The following is a 14,862-nucleotide window of genomic DNA, read 5'->3' as shown; positions in this document are numbered from 1 at the left end:
AAAAATATACTTTTGTGTTTCTTCATTCTCTTTAGGTAATCCGTCCCGAAATAATGCTACATAATTCTAAACAATTATGTAGCATATGTTTTGTAGTCGTTTTTAGTACCATTATCCAGCAATTAAACCAGATTATAGTACTTACATTTTACTATTATTACGTAAAGATAATTATTTTAATGCACTATCTAATGGATCATTATTTACTGTAAACTTTGCCTTTTTTTTATAAAAACCTCCCAAATAAAGATACTAAATACTACCAAGTATTCAATGCCAATAATCCAGAGATTCTCGGTATTCTCAGAGTTTGCATAAGCGAGATAACTAAAAATAATCATAAAGCTCCATACCAAAGGAAACTTATAATTTGTAAACACACTTAAAATGAGAATGGTTGCAATATACCAAGGATGCACAGTTGTGCTTAAAAATAAATAGATGGTAAAGCTAAATAGCATGACAATAATTAGTTTTTTAAGGTCTGTATTTTTCCTGTACAACGATAAGAATAAAATATAAAGTATAGTAATAACAGGAAGCACTTTGCCAATAATAGCAATCTCATTCCAACCTCTAAACAAAAAACCTATTTCTCTAACTAAGTAATAAATACTGGCGTTAAATTCAAAATTCCCAAACCATAAACCTACGGTTGTGGCATAGTTATCTATAAATTGGGTTGAGAAAAAGGAAGCGAAAAGTAAAAGTGTTGTAATTATTACAATAGTGTAAAATGCGACTAGTTTCATGATTCCTGTCCATACGACATTGCGAGGAGTTTGCTGAGCCAGCACTGAGTGTAGAGGAAATGTGGTAATCTCATTAATTTTATTTCTTTGTTTATAAAACCACCAAAAAAACAAAGGCAAAAACATAAGTGGAACTAATTTAGTAGCAATAGATAAGGCGTAAATAACTGCTGCCCATTTCCATTTTTGAGACTGTAGTAAGTATAAACTCCACACGAGAAAGAAAATCATAACTCCTTCAAAATGTAGGTTGCCTGTGAGTTCAATTATTATAAACGGATTGAGAATATACCAGAGGATATTGTGTACTGGTAGTTTTAGTTTTTCTAATAGCTTTTTACCAAAATAGAGCGTTCCAAAATCTGCGGCTATAATAAGTAATCTTAAGACCATAGCAGAACCTACAATGCTTTTACCTGCAAACAAGGCAGCAATAGCAAAACAGAGTTGATTTACTGGTGGATAGTTAGTAAAGTGGCTGGCATTAAGTTCGCGCATGCCAACGTATAATTCTTGAGCTTGAGCAACAGGAAATTCGGCTTTAGTAATAAAAGATTCTGGTGTGTGTAAATAGGGATTAAAACCTTCGAGAATCATGCGTCCATCCCAAATAAACCGATAAAAGTCTTGTGAAAGATTTGGAATTGCTAAAATAAAAATAGCACGAAATAGAAAGGCGACTGCTGTAAGGAATTTGATGTTTTTTGTATTGTTTTTAAGCAATAGAAAAAATGAAATAAATAGTAAAGTGTAAATTAAAACAAGTTTAAGATATTCGGTACGCTCCAGACTATAAGCAAAACCAAAATATAGAATAGCACTTATTATGACTAATAAAAGTGGTCTATTTTTTGATTTTAATAGTACTGAATTGAACACGAATAAATTTATAAGTTTTATTTAAGAACTTAACATTGGCAGGCCAGCGTTAGCGATTGATGCGGCATCCTTTTTTGCCATTAAAAGCAAAAAAGATATAGCGGAAAGCGCGACCTTTAGGTAACGCCCAAATAATAATTATGCTTTCGAAGTTAAGGATTTAAAGAACACAAAGCCAAAGCCTAAAAATAGCATGAGGTGAAATGGGAACAAACCGAAATCGCCACCTTGATCGCCAACAATAAATGCGCTATACATTCCAAATGCGAAATAAAGCATCAGTATTCCTTCGAAAATCACATTTGTAGAGATATTTTTAGCGATATATTTATTGCCTTTCCAAGTGTCTTTTATACTATTAATATTGAATTTTGGTGTGCGCACAAAGTCGCTTCGTTTTCCAAAATGACCTTCTAAAACTGCAATAGAATTGTGTAGGCTAAAGCCCATTGCTATTGAGAAAAAGGTTAGGAACATACCAATATATTGGATAAAGCTTTTGATACCTCCACCGTAGGTGCGTTTATACATGGACCAATAGCAGATAAAGAAAATGATGGTGCTTATAACAAAGAAACTCAATACATAAAAGTAGGGTTTTAAGTGTGCATATTCGTTTTTAATATAGAGCATTGGGATGCTTAATACACCAACAATAAGTACGTTTAAAAACATAGTGCTATTAAGTAAATGTAGTACGCCGTGTAGTTTTGTTTTCGATGAAATGTTTTTGCTTTTCAAAACTTTCCACATCATCTTTCTAAAGTTTTCTGCTCCTCCTTTATTCCAACGAAATTGTTGTGAGCGTGCAGCACTTATAACGACAGGTAATTCGGCTGGTGTTATAACGTCTTCAAGATATTTAAATTTCCAGTTTTTAAGTTGCGCACGATAACTAAGGTCCAAATCTTCGGTTAAGGTATCGCCTTCCCAATTGCCAGCATCAAGTATACATTGTTTGCGCCAAACACCTGCTGTGCCATTAAAATTTATAAAATGGCCTTTACTATTCCTGCCAACTTGTTCGAGTGTAAAATGCGCGTCTAAGGCAAAGGCTTGAATTTTTGTAAGTGTAGAATAATCTCTATTTATATGTCCCCACCGTGTTTGTACTACACCAATATTACGGTCTATAAAATGTGGAATGGTTTTTTTAAGCCAGTCCTTTTTAGGTAAAAAATCGGCATCAAAAATGGCGATAAATTCACCTTTTGCAATTTTTAAACCTTCTTTTAAAGCCCCAGCTTTAAAGCCTTCGCGATTGGTTCTACAAATATGTACAATGTCTAAACCTTGTTTCTTTAAATGGTTTATTTGAGTGCATGTGGTTTTTACAGTCTCGTCTGTCGAATCATCCAACACCTGAATTTCCAATTTCTCTTTTGGGTACTCCATCAGCGCAATGTTTTCGAGTAAGCGTTCCATAACATATTCCTCGTTAAAAACAGGTAGTTGTATGGTGACGTAGGGCACTTCGTTTGGATTATTAAAATCTAATGGAGGTGTTTTTATTTGCTTTTTTTGCGCAGATAGGTAATTAAAAAGCAAATTTAATTGCGCTAGTGAATACATAAATATTAGCACAAGCGCTATTGAGTACATAACTATAATAACTATATTTAAATATATCACTTTTTAAAACTGTATTTAAAAATCCAACCTAATATCTTAAAGCCTGCAAAGATAGTCCCTTTTATTGTTCCTGATACTTTAGATACTCCAATTCTTTGTTTGTAACGTACAGGAATCTCTATATAAGATAGTTTCTGTTTCAATGCTTTAAGTTGCATTTCTACTGTCCAACCATAGGTTTTATCTTCCATGTTTAAGCTCACAAGTTTATCGTATTTAATCGCTCTAAACGGACCTAAATCTGTGAATTTAGCGCCAAAAAATAGGGACATTAAAAATGTGGCTAACCAATTACCAAAAACTTGTTGTGGCGTCATCGAACCACCTTCACGTAGTCGTTTTACTCTGGATCCAATTACAAAATCTATATTATCTTTTAGTATTGGTGAGACTAAATCGGTTAATTCTTCAGGGTAATCGCTATAATCGCCATCTAAAAAAACAATAATATCTGGTTTATTTTCTTGCTTGGCTATGTAATCCATACCTTTTAAGCAGGCATAACCGTAGCCTTTTTTGTTTTCGGTAAGTACTGTGGCACCTGCGTTTCTGGCATTTACTACTGTGTTATCTGTTGAGTTGTTGTTGATTACAATAACTTCTTCAACGTTTTTAGGAATATCATTAATAACATTCGCAATAGAATCTTGCTCGTTATAAGCAGGAATGATGACTTTTATTTTGGTCATTTAAGATCTCTAAGTTTATTTTCTTTTTTAAATGTGGCTAAATCTGTCCACGTCTTCATTTTTTTACCATTGGAAAATTTACTAGCAGAGACTAGTTTTTCGTTTTTATATTCTAAACAGTACCCGTTTTTTTTATTGTCTTTTAATTGGCATTTATGATCTATTTTTTCATTTATATTATAAAACGTCCACCAATTGGTTTTTTTACCATTTACAAAATGACCTTCTTTTTCTTTAGTGCCATTATTTCTAAAGAAAGTCCAAAACTTGGTTTCTAATCCTGATTTAAAATAACCGGATTTTTCTTGTTGTCCATCATCGAAATAATAAATCCAAAACCCTATTTCTTTTCCGTTAGTTAAACGGCCTTCTTTTTGAAGGTTTCCATTATTGTAATAGGTCTTCCAAAAACTATCTGCATTTCCGTTGTTAAAAACACCTTCAGATTTTAAGTAGCCATTATTGTGGAAGTTTTTCCAATAGTCTATTTGTTTTCCGTTTACAAAGTTACCTTCTTTTTTTAGTTTACCATTAAAGTGAAAGAATTTCCAGTAACCACTAAAACGTCCATTGCTATATATACCTTCTCGCATAAGTTTGCTATTGGTAAAGTGCTCTTTCCAGAAGCCTTCTTCTTTTCCTTTTTCAAAATGACCAACCTTATTTAGTGTTCTATCTTCGAAAAAATAAGTCCAATAGCCAGATCGTTTTCCATTGGTAAAAGAACCTTCCGCTTTTAGGTTCTTATTTTTGTAATAAAATTCCCAATATCCAGTGTGTAAATTGTTATTAAATTCTCCAGATTTTTCGAGGCTTCCACTTTGGTAATAGAATTTCCAATAGTCAGTTTTTAGTTTGTTTTCTATCCAACCTTCAGATTTTAAAGCACCATTATTATAATAGTTTTTTTTGTATATTTTTTCCGCAGAGGTGCTGAAACTTATTGTAAAAACTAATATGAAGAGTATGTTTTTCATTTTTACTTTCCGCTAAAGGGAAAATTTTATTTTAATTATTACACTGAGGTGCAATGAGTCTCTGCTAAACTCAGTGTGTTTTTTTTTACAATAGAGTTTAATTTAATATTACGTTCAGTAATTATTTGAGTAAGTACTGAATAGTGCTAACTCTTTTTATTTCTGATTTAATAAATCCATCAAGTTTATATCGTTTCCTAATAAAACTTCAGTTGGATTAATTCTGCCATCCATACTACCGTTTTCTAATTTTAACACGCCTCTTGGGCAAACAGCACTACAAACGCCGCAACCAACACAACTTGAGCGCACTATATTTTCTCCTTTTTGAGCGTAAGCACGCACATCAATCCCCATTTCGCAATAGGTAGAACAATTTCCACATGAGATACATTGTCCTCCATTTGTTGTAATTCTAAAACGCGATTTGAAACGTTGTACTAGACCTAAATAGGCCGCTAAAGGACAACCAAATCGACACCATACACGATTACCAAAAATAGGATAAAAACCAGTTCCAATTACACCTGCAAACCATGCACCAATTAAGAAGCTATAAGTGTCTTTTATCCATTGCGAGTTAATACCTAAAAGGGATTCGGCACCAGAAAAATAACAATATAATGTGACCACTGTCATGAGTACAGAAATAACTAAAACCGAATGGATAACCCAGCGTTCCAGTTTCCAAGATTTTAGACTTTTATCGGACAAGTGTCTGTAAGGGTCACCTAAAGTTTCGGCTAAACCACCACAACCACAAACCCAACTACAATACCAGCGCTTTCCAAAGAAATAAACCATTAATGGCACGATAACTAGGGTTAAAATTGTACCCCAAACGAGAATAAAAACTCCAATTCCACCACTTTTAGTGAGGCTTTTAATATTCCATTCGAAGAAAAAATCGTAATCTAAAGGAAAGGCATTTTTAAAATCGTAACCAGGCATATTTAGGCTGGTCATAATTTCGGGAATTAAAAAAGCGAAAACTATTTGAAAGAATAACACCGAAGTTGTACGCATTATTTGATACTTGTTATGACGGTATTTTATGTACATACGCACAGCCATAACACTCATTATTGTACAATATAAGAATCCGTAAACAAACCACTGGCTTGCTTCACCACCATTTAGAAATTCACTAATTGGATCGAGGATAAATGTCCAATTCACCACATAATCTGCTCTAAAATAGAGAGCCAGGTAGAAAGTCACTAAATAAATTAGAACCAACCACGCAATCCAACCACGATTGGTTGCTGCCTTATGGAAAATGCCATCGTTTTTAATACCAGGAGCTCCAAGTAAAATAAGATTTGGTAAAATAAATAATAAAGCACCAATACTACCTAAGCCAAAAGTAAGCCACCACATGAGTCCAGCGTTTTCTTTTACAAAACCAGAGCCTGCTTTTTTAGCTAAGTTGTAGCTTAATGTATGTGGCTTTCCATATATTTTATATTGAAATTGTTCTCCTTTTTTATCCCAATTTTTATCGGCATCATATTTCGCTATTAAATCATCATAATGATTGTTTGATGCTTGATATGCATCTCGCACACGACTTGAAAATTCGAAAATTGAAAGTTCCTCGTCTGTAACCGTTGCTTTTTCAAGTTCTTGTTTTATTACTTCACTTTTATAACCTTGTGTTTCTACGTATTCGTTTACTTCAGCTTTAGTTAGGCCAAAAGAACCTGTAAAAAGTGTGCCTGTAAAAATGGTTATGGCAATAATAAAAATGACTAAGCCTATATATTTAATTGCTTTCATGTGTTTATATTTTGATTTCACTGCTTTTAAAATAGCGTGCGGTAATATTTAATTTTAATTAGTATTTATGCGAAAATTTTCCTCCAGCCTTTTTTACTAAGTCTAATAGTACTTCCTGTTTCAGTATTGAATTGAGATACAATCGCTTTCTCATGGAGTTTGTAAAATTCGGGATCGAAATTTGCTGCTGCAAGATGTTCAATAACTTTATCGACTGTCCACTTTTGGGTTAAAATAGTGTCAAAAAATTCGTGGCGCATGCGAATACCAAAGGTGTTGATACCTAAAAACACGTTGGTGTCTTTATGGTATGCTATCGTGATGCATTTATCATCATCTTTGTGAATCCAATGGAAATGTCTTTCGTATTCTGGTCGACCGCGTTCTGCAAAGACCCAACCATAAGTTTGGTATTCTATGTCTAAAAATTTAGCCGAATTAAACCAATGACCCGGATTGTATTCCATAGTATTACCGCAAATGGTTTGTGCTAAAGCTTCTCCCATCATACGTCCTGTGTACCAAACGGCTTCAATTGGTCTGCGATTTCCAATAGCTTCACGTTGTTGTGCACAATCTCCAATAGCATAAACATTTGGAATGTTAGTTTCTAGGTTTCTATTTACTAAAACACCTCTATCTGTTTCAATATTAGAATCTTTTATAAAATTAATATTAGGTGAAACTCCAGCTGTTAAACCAACAACATTACAGTCTATTTCTTCTCCAGTTTCAGTAATAATTATAGATTTTGCACGTCCGTTTTTATCAGCTTTAATTTCTTTTAAATTAGTAGATAAACGCAAATCTATATGATGGCTTTTAATGTGTCTACTAATCATTTCGCTTTCGCCTTTTGGTAAAACGCCATTCCAAAAACTGTCTTCTCTTACAAGGAAAGTGACTGGGATTTTTCGACTTACAAGCATCTCGGCAAATTCAATACCTATTAAGCCCCCACCAACAATCACAGCGCGATTACATGCTTTATTATCTGGAGCATTACGCTCTAAAGTATCTAAATCTTGTTTGCTATATAGTCCTTGAACACCATCTAAATCTTGTCCTGGCCATCCAAACTTATTTGGTTTGCTTCCAGTTGCAATAACTAATTTATCGTATTGTAGTGTGCCGCCTTCTGCAAAATGAAGCGTTTTAGATTGTGTTTCAATTGTTTTTACAAAACCTTTTTTAAGTTCAATACGATTTTTCTCCCAAAAGTAATCTTCATAAGGTTTCGTGTGTTCATATTTCATGTGCCCCATATATATGTACATTAGTGCAGTACGTGAGAAAAAGTGATCGGTTTCTGAAGAGACGATAGTGATTTTTTTATCAGAATTTTTCCTGATGTGTCTTGCAACAGTCACGCCCGAAATGCCATTTCCTATAATAACTATATGTTCCATATTGTGGTTTGGTTTTTGAATACTCTTGTGGTTAAGTCGTGATACAAGATAAAAACTTAATTTAGAACTAGGTATTTAGAATAGATTTAAATTACGATTGGTTGTAAGGATTGTGATAACAATGAGACGTGAAAAATTTTTAATATTTTTTGAAAGTTTGGTGACATATTTCAGACTGAAGCCAAAGTTATAGAGAAATGTAATTATACTTTCTGAAGACTTTAATAATTAAAATTATCATAATTATGAAAAAAGGAATACTTATATTAATAATGATTTTCGTCGGAAGTTTTTCCGCAGAAGCACAAAATTTAGATACCTTTTTAAAGCAAGCCGATGCTTTTTTTAAAGCGCATGTTACTAACGGAAAAGTAGCCTACAATGCAATTAAAAAAGATGAAACAGCCTTAAATGAAGTGCTAAATACAGCTAAATCTATTACAGTAGTGAAAAGTGATGCTAATAATTATCAAGCTTTTTGGATAAATGCATATAATCTATCTGTTATTAAAGGTGTTATTGATGTATATCCAACAAATTCACCGTTAGATACTAAAGGTTTTTTTGAAGAAACAACTTATAGTTTAGCAGGGAAACAAATTACTTTAAACGACATAGAGCATAAGTTATTAAGAGGTAATTTTAAAGATGCTCGTTTTCACTTTGTATTAGTTTGTGGTGCATTAGGTTGTCCACCATTAATTAACAAAGCGTATATGCCAAACACTCTAAATAAACAACTAGAAGCGCAGACTATAATTGCTCTAAATGGCTCTTTTTTAAAAGTAAATGTAAAAAAGAAACGCGTACAAGCTTCTCAAATTATGGAATGGTATAAAGAAGATTTTATAATGAATGGCACAACAGAAATTGACTTTATAAATAAGTATAGGACAGAAAAAGTATCATTAAAATCTAAACTATCTTACTTTTCTTATAATTGGAAAGTGAACAAACAATAATAAAATTTTTTTAATCTAAAAGTTTCTGTTCCAACAGAATCAAAATCAACAATTATGAAAAAAATATTAGCATTAGTAGTAATGGTTGCAGTGTCCTTTATAGGGTTTGCACAGGAAGATGAAGAATCTACAAGAAGTAATGTACAAGAGTTTACACCTTCAAAATTATTAAACAAAGGACAGTGGGATATTAAATTTTTTAATAGTTTATATACCCAAACAAAGCAAACAGGTGAAGGAACAGGGAAATCGTTTGATATTGATAGACAAAATTTTTTCACAAATACTACAGAAATTTATACAGGTGTAAGCGAGAACTCAAGAATTAATGTAGGTCTTGTATTTCAAATACGTTCTAATACGCTTGGAGGTCAATCTGTTTCAGATGTTTTTAGTTTCAAGGATAATGGTAACGATTTAAGATCGGGTTTAACGACAATAGCGCCATCAATTAGAATACAGCCTTTTAAAAATATTAGTAACTTCTCATTAACAAGTACATTTTATATTCCTGTTTTTGCAGATAAAGCAGATACTGTAAACGATAATGTGTTCTCTTATTTAGATTTAAGAAGCTACGCTTGGGAAACAAAGTTTTTCTATGATAAAACTTTTGGAAAAAATAAATGGCAAGTATTTACAGAAGTCGATTTTAAATACAACTTTGGAGATGATGAAGCAGATGCAGATGAAAACTCATCTGAAAGATTTGCAAACAATAGCTTAACGCTTCCTATTAGTGCTTTTTTAAGTTATTTTCCAAGTTCAAAATCTACAATTTTTGTAAATGCACAACAAGCTTTTTTACTTGATTTGGGTAATGATTTTGCTCAAAACTCCACAACATTAGGTTTTGGTGGTAAATACCAAATTACTAATACATTAAACCTTGAAGCATCTTATGGTAAAATTGTAAGAGGAAATAACTTTCAAGGATTAGGAAATACTTTTAGTATTGGAGTAAGAGCATTGTTCTAGAAATAATATTTAGTAGTAAATTAGGAGCTTAATTGTAAATATGAAAATGAAATACAATAAGCTCTTTTTTTTATGCCTTTTTGTTTTAGTACAGTCTTGTTCTGGGCAGACTTCAAAAATTAATGGTATAAGCTTTGTTGCAGCAGGAATTCCTGTTACAGATGAGCATGTAAATCCTGTTTTAGAAATTAATGCCAATTATGCAACTGTTATGCCTTTTGGGTTTATTAAAGATTTAAAAAACCCGGAAATTATTCACAATACAGACAGACAGTGGTTTGGAGAATCTAGAGCTGGAGTGAAGCAATATGCTGAAAGTTTAGAAACTAAAGGCATAAAAATAATGATTAAACCTCAAATTTGGGTTTGGCGTGGTGAGTTTACTGGTTATATTAAAATGGAAACGGAAGACGATTGGCAAAAACTTGAAAAATCTTATTCTAGTTTTATTTTAGAATATGCAGATTTAGCTCAAGAAATTAATGCTGATATTTTTTGTATTGGTACAGAATTAGAACAATTTGTTACCAATAGACCAGAGTATTGGAATAGATTGATTTCTGAGATAAAAAAAGTATATAAAGGAAAGTTGACTTATGCAGCAAATTGGGATGAGTTTAAACGCACACCATTTTGGAATCAATTAGATTATATTGGAGTAGACGCTTATTTTCCTGTTGGCGAAAGTAAAACACCAACTATTGAAGAATGTTTGGAAGGTTGGAAAGTACATAAACCTGTGATAAAAGGGCTTGCCGATAAATATAAAAAACCAATTCTGTTTACTGAATACGGTTACAGAAGTGTTGATTATGCGGGAAAAGAACCTTGGAAATCTGAAAGGAGTATGAATGTTGTTAACTTTGAGGCACAGAATAACACAACCAAAGCTTTATTTGAAACTTTTTGGGAAGAAGAGTGGTTTGCTGGTGGGTTTATATGGAAATGGTTTATTGAAGATGATAAAGTTGGTGGCGAGAATGATAGTCAGTTTACACCACAAAACAAACCGGTAGAACAAATAATAAAAGCGCATTTTGAAAATCAAAAATGAAACAATTAACAATTTTACTATTAACTTTATTTCTTTTGTCATGTTCCAATGATGATGAAAATAGTGCTGTTTCAAATTTGTTATCAGAGTATATCGAGAATCAAATTACCGAAACTGGAGCTATTATAGCTTGTGCATCAAGTAATGAGGATAATACTGCTATTCTAACATTTTTCTATCCAAAAACCAATGCGATTAATATTAGGTTTTATGAAAGCGAAACTACTGAGATTGAAAAATTAGACTATTCAAAATATAGTTTTAAAGCTATTTCTAGCGAACCATTTTTTAATGGCTATTTGAGGAAATTTACAACTGCAGAGTTGAGCGAGCATTGGATAATTGTGACTTATGAGCTAAATAATGAAATAAAGATATCCAATCCAATTCGTACAAAACAAATTTCGAAACCTTCGGTTTGGAATGATGCAGTTACCGTCAATCAAACAAATGCTTTAATGCCAGTTTTTAATTGGGAAGCAAATGCAGTTGGTGATAATGCTATTTATTTTCAAGTACTTTCAAAAGAAAACAACGATTTTATTTCCGGGACATATACTTACGAAAACAACTTCAAATTTTACAATACTTCAAATGTGATTCTAAATATAACCGAAGGTTTTCCACAATTGGAAAATAATACTAACTATAATTTTACTTTAATGGATGTTAGCATAGATAATTGGGTTAATTTAGTGTCTCAAGTAGTTTTTAATACACAATGATGAATAGAGTATTTTTTATTTTTTTATTTGGACTTTTTATGAATTCAAGCTTTGCTCAAGACAAAGTGATTTTAGATTTACAAGTTCAAGGTAATAAAAAATTGAAGTCGTCTTTTGTTAAAAAATTATCAAAGGCAGAAGCAGGAACGGTCTTAGATTCAACACTTTTAGATGAAGATATAAAGCGGTTAAAACGCTTGCCAGCAGTTGCACACGCATACTACCAAGTGTTCTTTTCTCACGATAACAATTATAATGTGTTTTATAATATTGAAGAGAATTTTACTATTATTCCAGCTATAAATATTTATACAACTAACGATGACGAGTTTGCATACCGTTTGGGATTATATGAATTTAATGCACTTGGACAAAACATCGCATTTGGTGGGTTTTATCAGAAAGATATTTTTAGTTCTTATGGTGTAAACTTTAGAGCGCCTTTTTTGTTCAATCGCGAACTTGGTTTAGCTATAAATCATCAAGATTTGAATACACAGGAACCTGTTTTTTTTGATAATACAACATCAGACTACAAATATAGAAACAAGTCTTTTGAAGTTTTAGCATTGTATCAACCCAATTTTAAAAATCGTTTTGAATTTGGAGTAAATTATTTTCTTGAAGAATATAATTATTTAAGAGGCGCAACAAATCCTTCCGTGCCTCAAGAATTATCAGTAAAAAAACTTTTGTATAAAGGTATCTATGAGTTTAACAACCTAGATTACAATTACCAATATGTATCAGGTTTTAAAAGTATGCTTAACCTGCAATACGTTACTTCTACGAGTGATGATTTACCAGAGTTTGTAATTGGCTGGAACGACTTTCATTATTATAAAAGAGTAGGTGATAAAGGCAATTGGGCAAGTAGATTACGTGTTGGTTTTTCTTCTAACGACGATACACCTTTTGCGCCGTTTTCTGTAGATAATAATGTAAATTTAAGAGGTGTTGGAAACACTATCGATAGAGGCACAGGAGCAGTTGTTATTAATACAGAATATAGGCATACAGTTTATGAGAAAAGCTGGTTTGTGCTTCAAGGTAATGCTTTTATTGATGCGGGTTCTTGGCGAAATCCAGGTGGAGAATTAAGTGATTTCACGAACTCTAATAATATAAGAGTATTTCCAGGTCTTGGTTTACGTTTTATTCATAAACGTATTTTTAATGCTATTTTTAGAATCGATTATGGTTTTGGTATTACTAGTGGTGAACCACAAGGTCTCGTTTTTGGTATTGGACAGTATTTTTAGTGAGATTCAAAATACGCAAGAGCTTTGCTCGAAAGAGTTTTTTAAGTAGAATTAATTAATACCGTTTGGGATCTCATAAGAAAAGTTTTAAAACTTTATAATTAGGCAATATGTTTTAAATAATAGGCGTGTAAATTTTCTGAGCTTGCACCAAACCATTTCTTTACATAAATAGTCCAAAAATGGTATTGTAGTTTCCAAATACCGTGACGTTTGTAGAGTCTGTCAGACGTTTTTATCTTTTTATTGATCACCACGAACTGTTTACGCTTATAAAGTTCGTTAATTAAAATGTTGTCCTCATAGATGGTGAAACTTTCATCAAAACCGCCAATATCTTCAAATAAAGCTTTGGTAATAAATTGACTTTGGTCACCACCACGACAAGCTCTCCAAGAAAACTGTGTTAACCAACTTGCTAAACGTAACCACCAATGGTTATTGTTGAAAGTTAAACGAAAACATCCAGCTTGATTATTTTGTTTTATTTCTTCTATAATGTATTTGTCGTAATGTGTTGGTGGAAAAGAATCGGCGTGTAAAAAATATAAAATATCACCTTTTGCAGCACTTGCTCCAATATTCATTTGTCTCGCTCTTCCTTTTTTAGAATGAATGAGCTTTACTTTTAAATCTAATTTTTTAACAATTTCTTGAGAACCGTCTACACTACCACCATCGATAACAATAATTTCTTGAATGTTTTGTAATGACGCATTATCGATTAAATGAAAAAGGAGTTTTTCAATATTTTCAGCTTCATTTAATACTGGGATAACTATAGAAATCATGCTTCTGTTGGCATTGTGAAACTTCTATTTAGAAGTTATGGTAATCTGTTTTTTAATTTGTGGGTTCTATCCTATGTAATAATGACAAAGTATTAATCGTTTAAATCCCAATTATAAGCTTTATAATTCTTTTTTGCATTTGAAGACACTTCTATTTCAGAATACTTATTTATAAAATTAATAAGGCTTCCATCGTGTTCAAAATCTTTTTTAAACCATTTGAATATTTTTGATAATTCAATTGCATTTTTAGAAATATTGTTTCTCTTTTTATCTGCTAAAAATTCTTTAGCTGCTTTTGTAAGTTGTTGGTCTAATTTTGAAGCAGTAAACGCTTCGTTTTGCAATTTAGGACAAGAAAATGAAGCGCAAACAATACCAAAATGAATACGTGGTTCATTCATTTTACGTAGTATTTTGTGTTCGATTTCATTTAGGTTATACCATTTATTGTCTATTTTCCATAACCGTTGATCCCAAGGGTTTTTAATATCTTTAATGCTTTTTGTTGGGTGGTTTCTAATAATTAAATCTACCGTCATGGCATTATACGCATTAATCCAAAAGGCAATTTTATGTTCGTAAGACCATTCATCATTATAATATCCAGATAAAAATTCAATGTAACTTTTTAATTCTTTTCGATCTTTTTTGAAACCGTTGTAATTTACATTGCCCTCATTCGAGACGTGTTTTTTTAATAAACCGTCCCACGTATCATGCGACACAATAGGGTTTACATAAAATATGCTATCTGTTTCAATTTCTGTAGTAATTTCTATTGTTTCAGAAGAGGTTACAGTTTCAACTTCAGCTTCAGTAAGAGTTTCTATTTCTTCTGATGTAACTTCTGTTAGAGTTTCAACTTCAACGTCGGTTTTTATTTTAGTAGTATTTTCTACTACTTGTTTTGCTCCAGAACATGACAATAGTATTAATGTTATTGTTATTATTGAAAGGTATTTCATGTGAA

At 32.0% G+C, this 14,862-nt stretch carries 13 protein-coding genes; 5 read left to right on the top strand and 8 right to left on the bottom strand.

Annotation, left to right across the window (positions count from 1 at the left end; translation table 11 throughout):
- Nucleotides 1–203: 203 nt before the first annotated feature.
- The 6 genes from RH82_RS16510 to RH82_RS16485 all read right to left on the bottom strand — a co-directional run bounded on the left by RH82_RS16510 (nucleotide 204) and on the right by RH82_RS16485 (nucleotide 8,117).
- Nucleotides 204–1,631: a mannosyltransferase gene (locus tag RH82_RS16510; protein ID WP_034062432.1), complete on the bottom strand. Its 1,428-nt coding sequence runs from the start codon at nucleotides 1,629–1,631 to the stop codon at nucleotides 204–206.
- A gap of 138 nt (nucleotides 1,632–1,769) precedes the next feature.
- Nucleotides 1,770–3,203: a cellulose synthase family protein gene (locus RH82_RS16505; RefSeq protein WP_052158401.1), complete on the bottom strand. Its 1,434-nt coding sequence runs from the start codon at nucleotides 3,201–3,203 to the stop codon at nucleotides 1,770–1,772.
- A gap of 56 nt (nucleotides 3,204–3,259) precedes the next feature.
- The gene (locus RH82_RS16500; RefSeq protein WP_034062431.1) at nucleotides 3,260–3,952 is read right to left on the bottom strand and encodes a glycosyltransferase family 2 protein; all 693 of its coding nucleotides are present in this window, start codon (nucleotides 3,950–3,952) and stop codon (nucleotides 3,260–3,262) included.
- Nucleotides 3,949–4,929 (bottom strand): toxin-antitoxin system YwqK family antitoxin, encoded by a 981-nt coding sequence (locus RH82_RS18490; RefSeq protein ID WP_052158400.1) that lies wholly within the window; start codon nucleotides 4,927–4,929, stop codon nucleotides 3,949–3,951. The genes RH82_RS16500 and RH82_RS18490 overlap by 4 nt, the downstream gene beginning before the upstream one ends.
- A gap of 156 nt (nucleotides 4,930–5,085) precedes the next feature.
- Nucleotides 5,086–6,708 (bottom strand): 4Fe-4S binding protein, encoded by a 1,623-nt coding sequence (locus RH82_RS16490; RefSeq protein ID WP_034062430.1) that lies wholly within the window; start codon nucleotides 6,706–6,708, stop codon nucleotides 5,086–5,088.
- Nucleotides 6,709–6,773: 65 nt separating this feature from the next.
- Entirely contained in the window at nucleotides 6,774–8,117 is a 1,344-nt protein-coding gene (locus tag RH82_RS16485; protein ID WP_034062429.1) for an NAD(P)/FAD-dependent oxidoreductase, read from the bottom strand.
- 245 nt (nucleotides 8,118–8,362) lie between these two features.
- Between RH82_RS16485 and RH82_RS16480 the strand changes: the two genes are divergently transcribed.
- Genes RH82_RS16480 through RH82_RS16460 form a run of 5 tightly spaced genes read left to right on the top strand, consistent with a single transcriptional unit; the run spans nucleotide 8,363 to nucleotide 13,098 of the window.
- Nucleotides 8,363–9,079, top strand: coding sequence for a DUF547 domain-containing protein (locus tag RH82_RS16480; RefSeq protein WP_034062426.1), 717 nt, complete (start codon nucleotides 8,363–8,365; stop codon nucleotides 9,077–9,079).
- Between the two features lie 54 nt (nucleotides 9,080–9,133).
- On the top strand, nucleotides 9,134–10,057 hold the full coding sequence (locus tag RH82_RS16475; protein WP_034062424.1) for a hypothetical protein: 924 nt from the start codon (nucleotides 9,134–9,136) through the stop codon (nucleotides 10,055–10,057).
- 46 nt (nucleotides 10,058–10,103) lie between these two features.
- On the top strand, nucleotides 10,104–11,111 hold the full coding sequence (locus RH82_RS16470; protein ID WP_034062557.1) for a glycoside hydrolase family 113: 1,008 nt from the start codon (nucleotides 10,104–10,106) through the stop codon (nucleotides 11,109–11,111).
- Entirely contained in the window at nucleotides 11,108–11,836 is a 729-nt protein-coding gene (locus tag RH82_RS16465) for a hypothetical protein (RefSeq protein WP_052158399.1), read from the top strand. The genes RH82_RS16470 and RH82_RS16465 overlap by 4 nt, the downstream gene beginning before the upstream one ends.
- Nucleotides 11,836–13,098, top strand: coding sequence for a BamA/TamA family outer membrane protein (locus RH82_RS16460; protein ID WP_034062423.1), 1,263 nt, complete (start codon nucleotides 11,836–11,838; stop codon nucleotides 13,096–13,098). Before RH82_RS16465 ends, RH82_RS16460 begins: the two co-directional genes overlap by 1 nt.
- A gap of 101 nt (nucleotides 13,099–13,199) precedes the next feature.
- Here the strand turns inward: RH82_RS16460 and RH82_RS16455 are convergent, their stop codons facing one another.
- Nucleotides 13,200–13,889, bottom strand: coding sequence for a TIGR04283 family arsenosugar biosynthesis glycosyltransferase (locus RH82_RS16455; protein WP_034062422.1), 690 nt, complete (start codon nucleotides 13,887–13,889; stop codon nucleotides 13,200–13,202).
- Nucleotides 13,890–13,981: 92 nt separating this feature from the next.
- The gene (locus RH82_RS16450) at nucleotides 13,982–14,857 is read right to left on the bottom strand and encodes a DUF547 domain-containing protein (protein WP_034062421.1); all 876 of its coding nucleotides are present in this window, start codon (nucleotides 14,855–14,857) and stop codon (nucleotides 13,982–13,984) included.
- Nucleotides 14,858–14,862: the final 5 nt, after the last annotated feature.

Source organism: Lacinutrix jangbogonensis (assembly GCF_000797445.1).
Taxonomy (GTDB): domain Bacteria; phylum Bacteroidota; class Bacteroidia; order Flavobacteriales; family Flavobacteriaceae; genus Lacinutrix; species Lacinutrix jangbogonensis.
This window is presented reverse-complemented; position numbering and strand designations above follow the sequence as displayed.

Coding starts and splice junctions, on each gene's coding strand:
- RH82_RS16500 (WP_034062431.1), bottom strand. CDS start 3,952: ATGACCAAAATAAAAGTCATCATTCCTGCTTATAACGAGCAAGATTCT.
- RH82_RS16450 (WP_034062421.1), bottom strand. CDS start 14,857: ATGAAATACCTTTCAATAATAACAATAACATTAATACTATTGTCATGT.
- RH82_RS16455 (WP_034062422.1), bottom strand. CDS start 13,889: ATGATTTCTATAGTTATCCCAGTATTAAATGAAGCTGAAAATATTGAA.
- RH82_RS16485 (WP_034062429.1), bottom strand. CDS start 8,117: ATGGAACATATAGTTATTATAGGAAATGGCATTTCGGGCGTGACTGTT.
- RH82_RS16480 (WP_034062426.1), top strand. CDS start 8,363: ATGAAAAAAGGAATACTTATATTAATAATGATTTTCGTCGGAAGTTTT.
- RH82_RS16460 (WP_034062423.1), top strand. CDS start 11,836: ATGAATAGAGTATTTTTTATTTTTTTATTTGGACTTTTTATGAATTCA.
- RH82_RS16470 (WP_034062557.1), top strand. CDS start 10,104: ATGAAATACAATAAGCTCTTTTTTTTATGCCTTTTTGTTTTAGTACAG.
- RH82_RS18490 (WP_052158400.1), bottom strand. CDS start 4,929: ATGAAAAACATACTCTTCATATTAGTTTTTACAATAAGTTTCAGCACC.
- RH82_RS16490 (WP_034062430.1), bottom strand. CDS start 6,708: ATGAAAGCAATTAAATATATAGGCTTAGTCATTTTTATTATTGCCATA.
- RH82_RS16465 (WP_052158399.1), top strand. CDS start 11,108: ATGAAACAATTAACAATTTTACTATTAACTTTATTTCTTTTGTCATGT.
- RH82_RS16475 (WP_034062424.1), top strand. CDS start 9,134: ATGAAAAAAATATTAGCATTAGTAGTAATGGTTGCAGTGTCCTTTATA.
- RH82_RS16505 (WP_052158401.1), bottom strand. CDS start 3,203: ATGTATTCACTAGCGCAATTAAATTTGCTTTTTAATTACCTATCTGCG.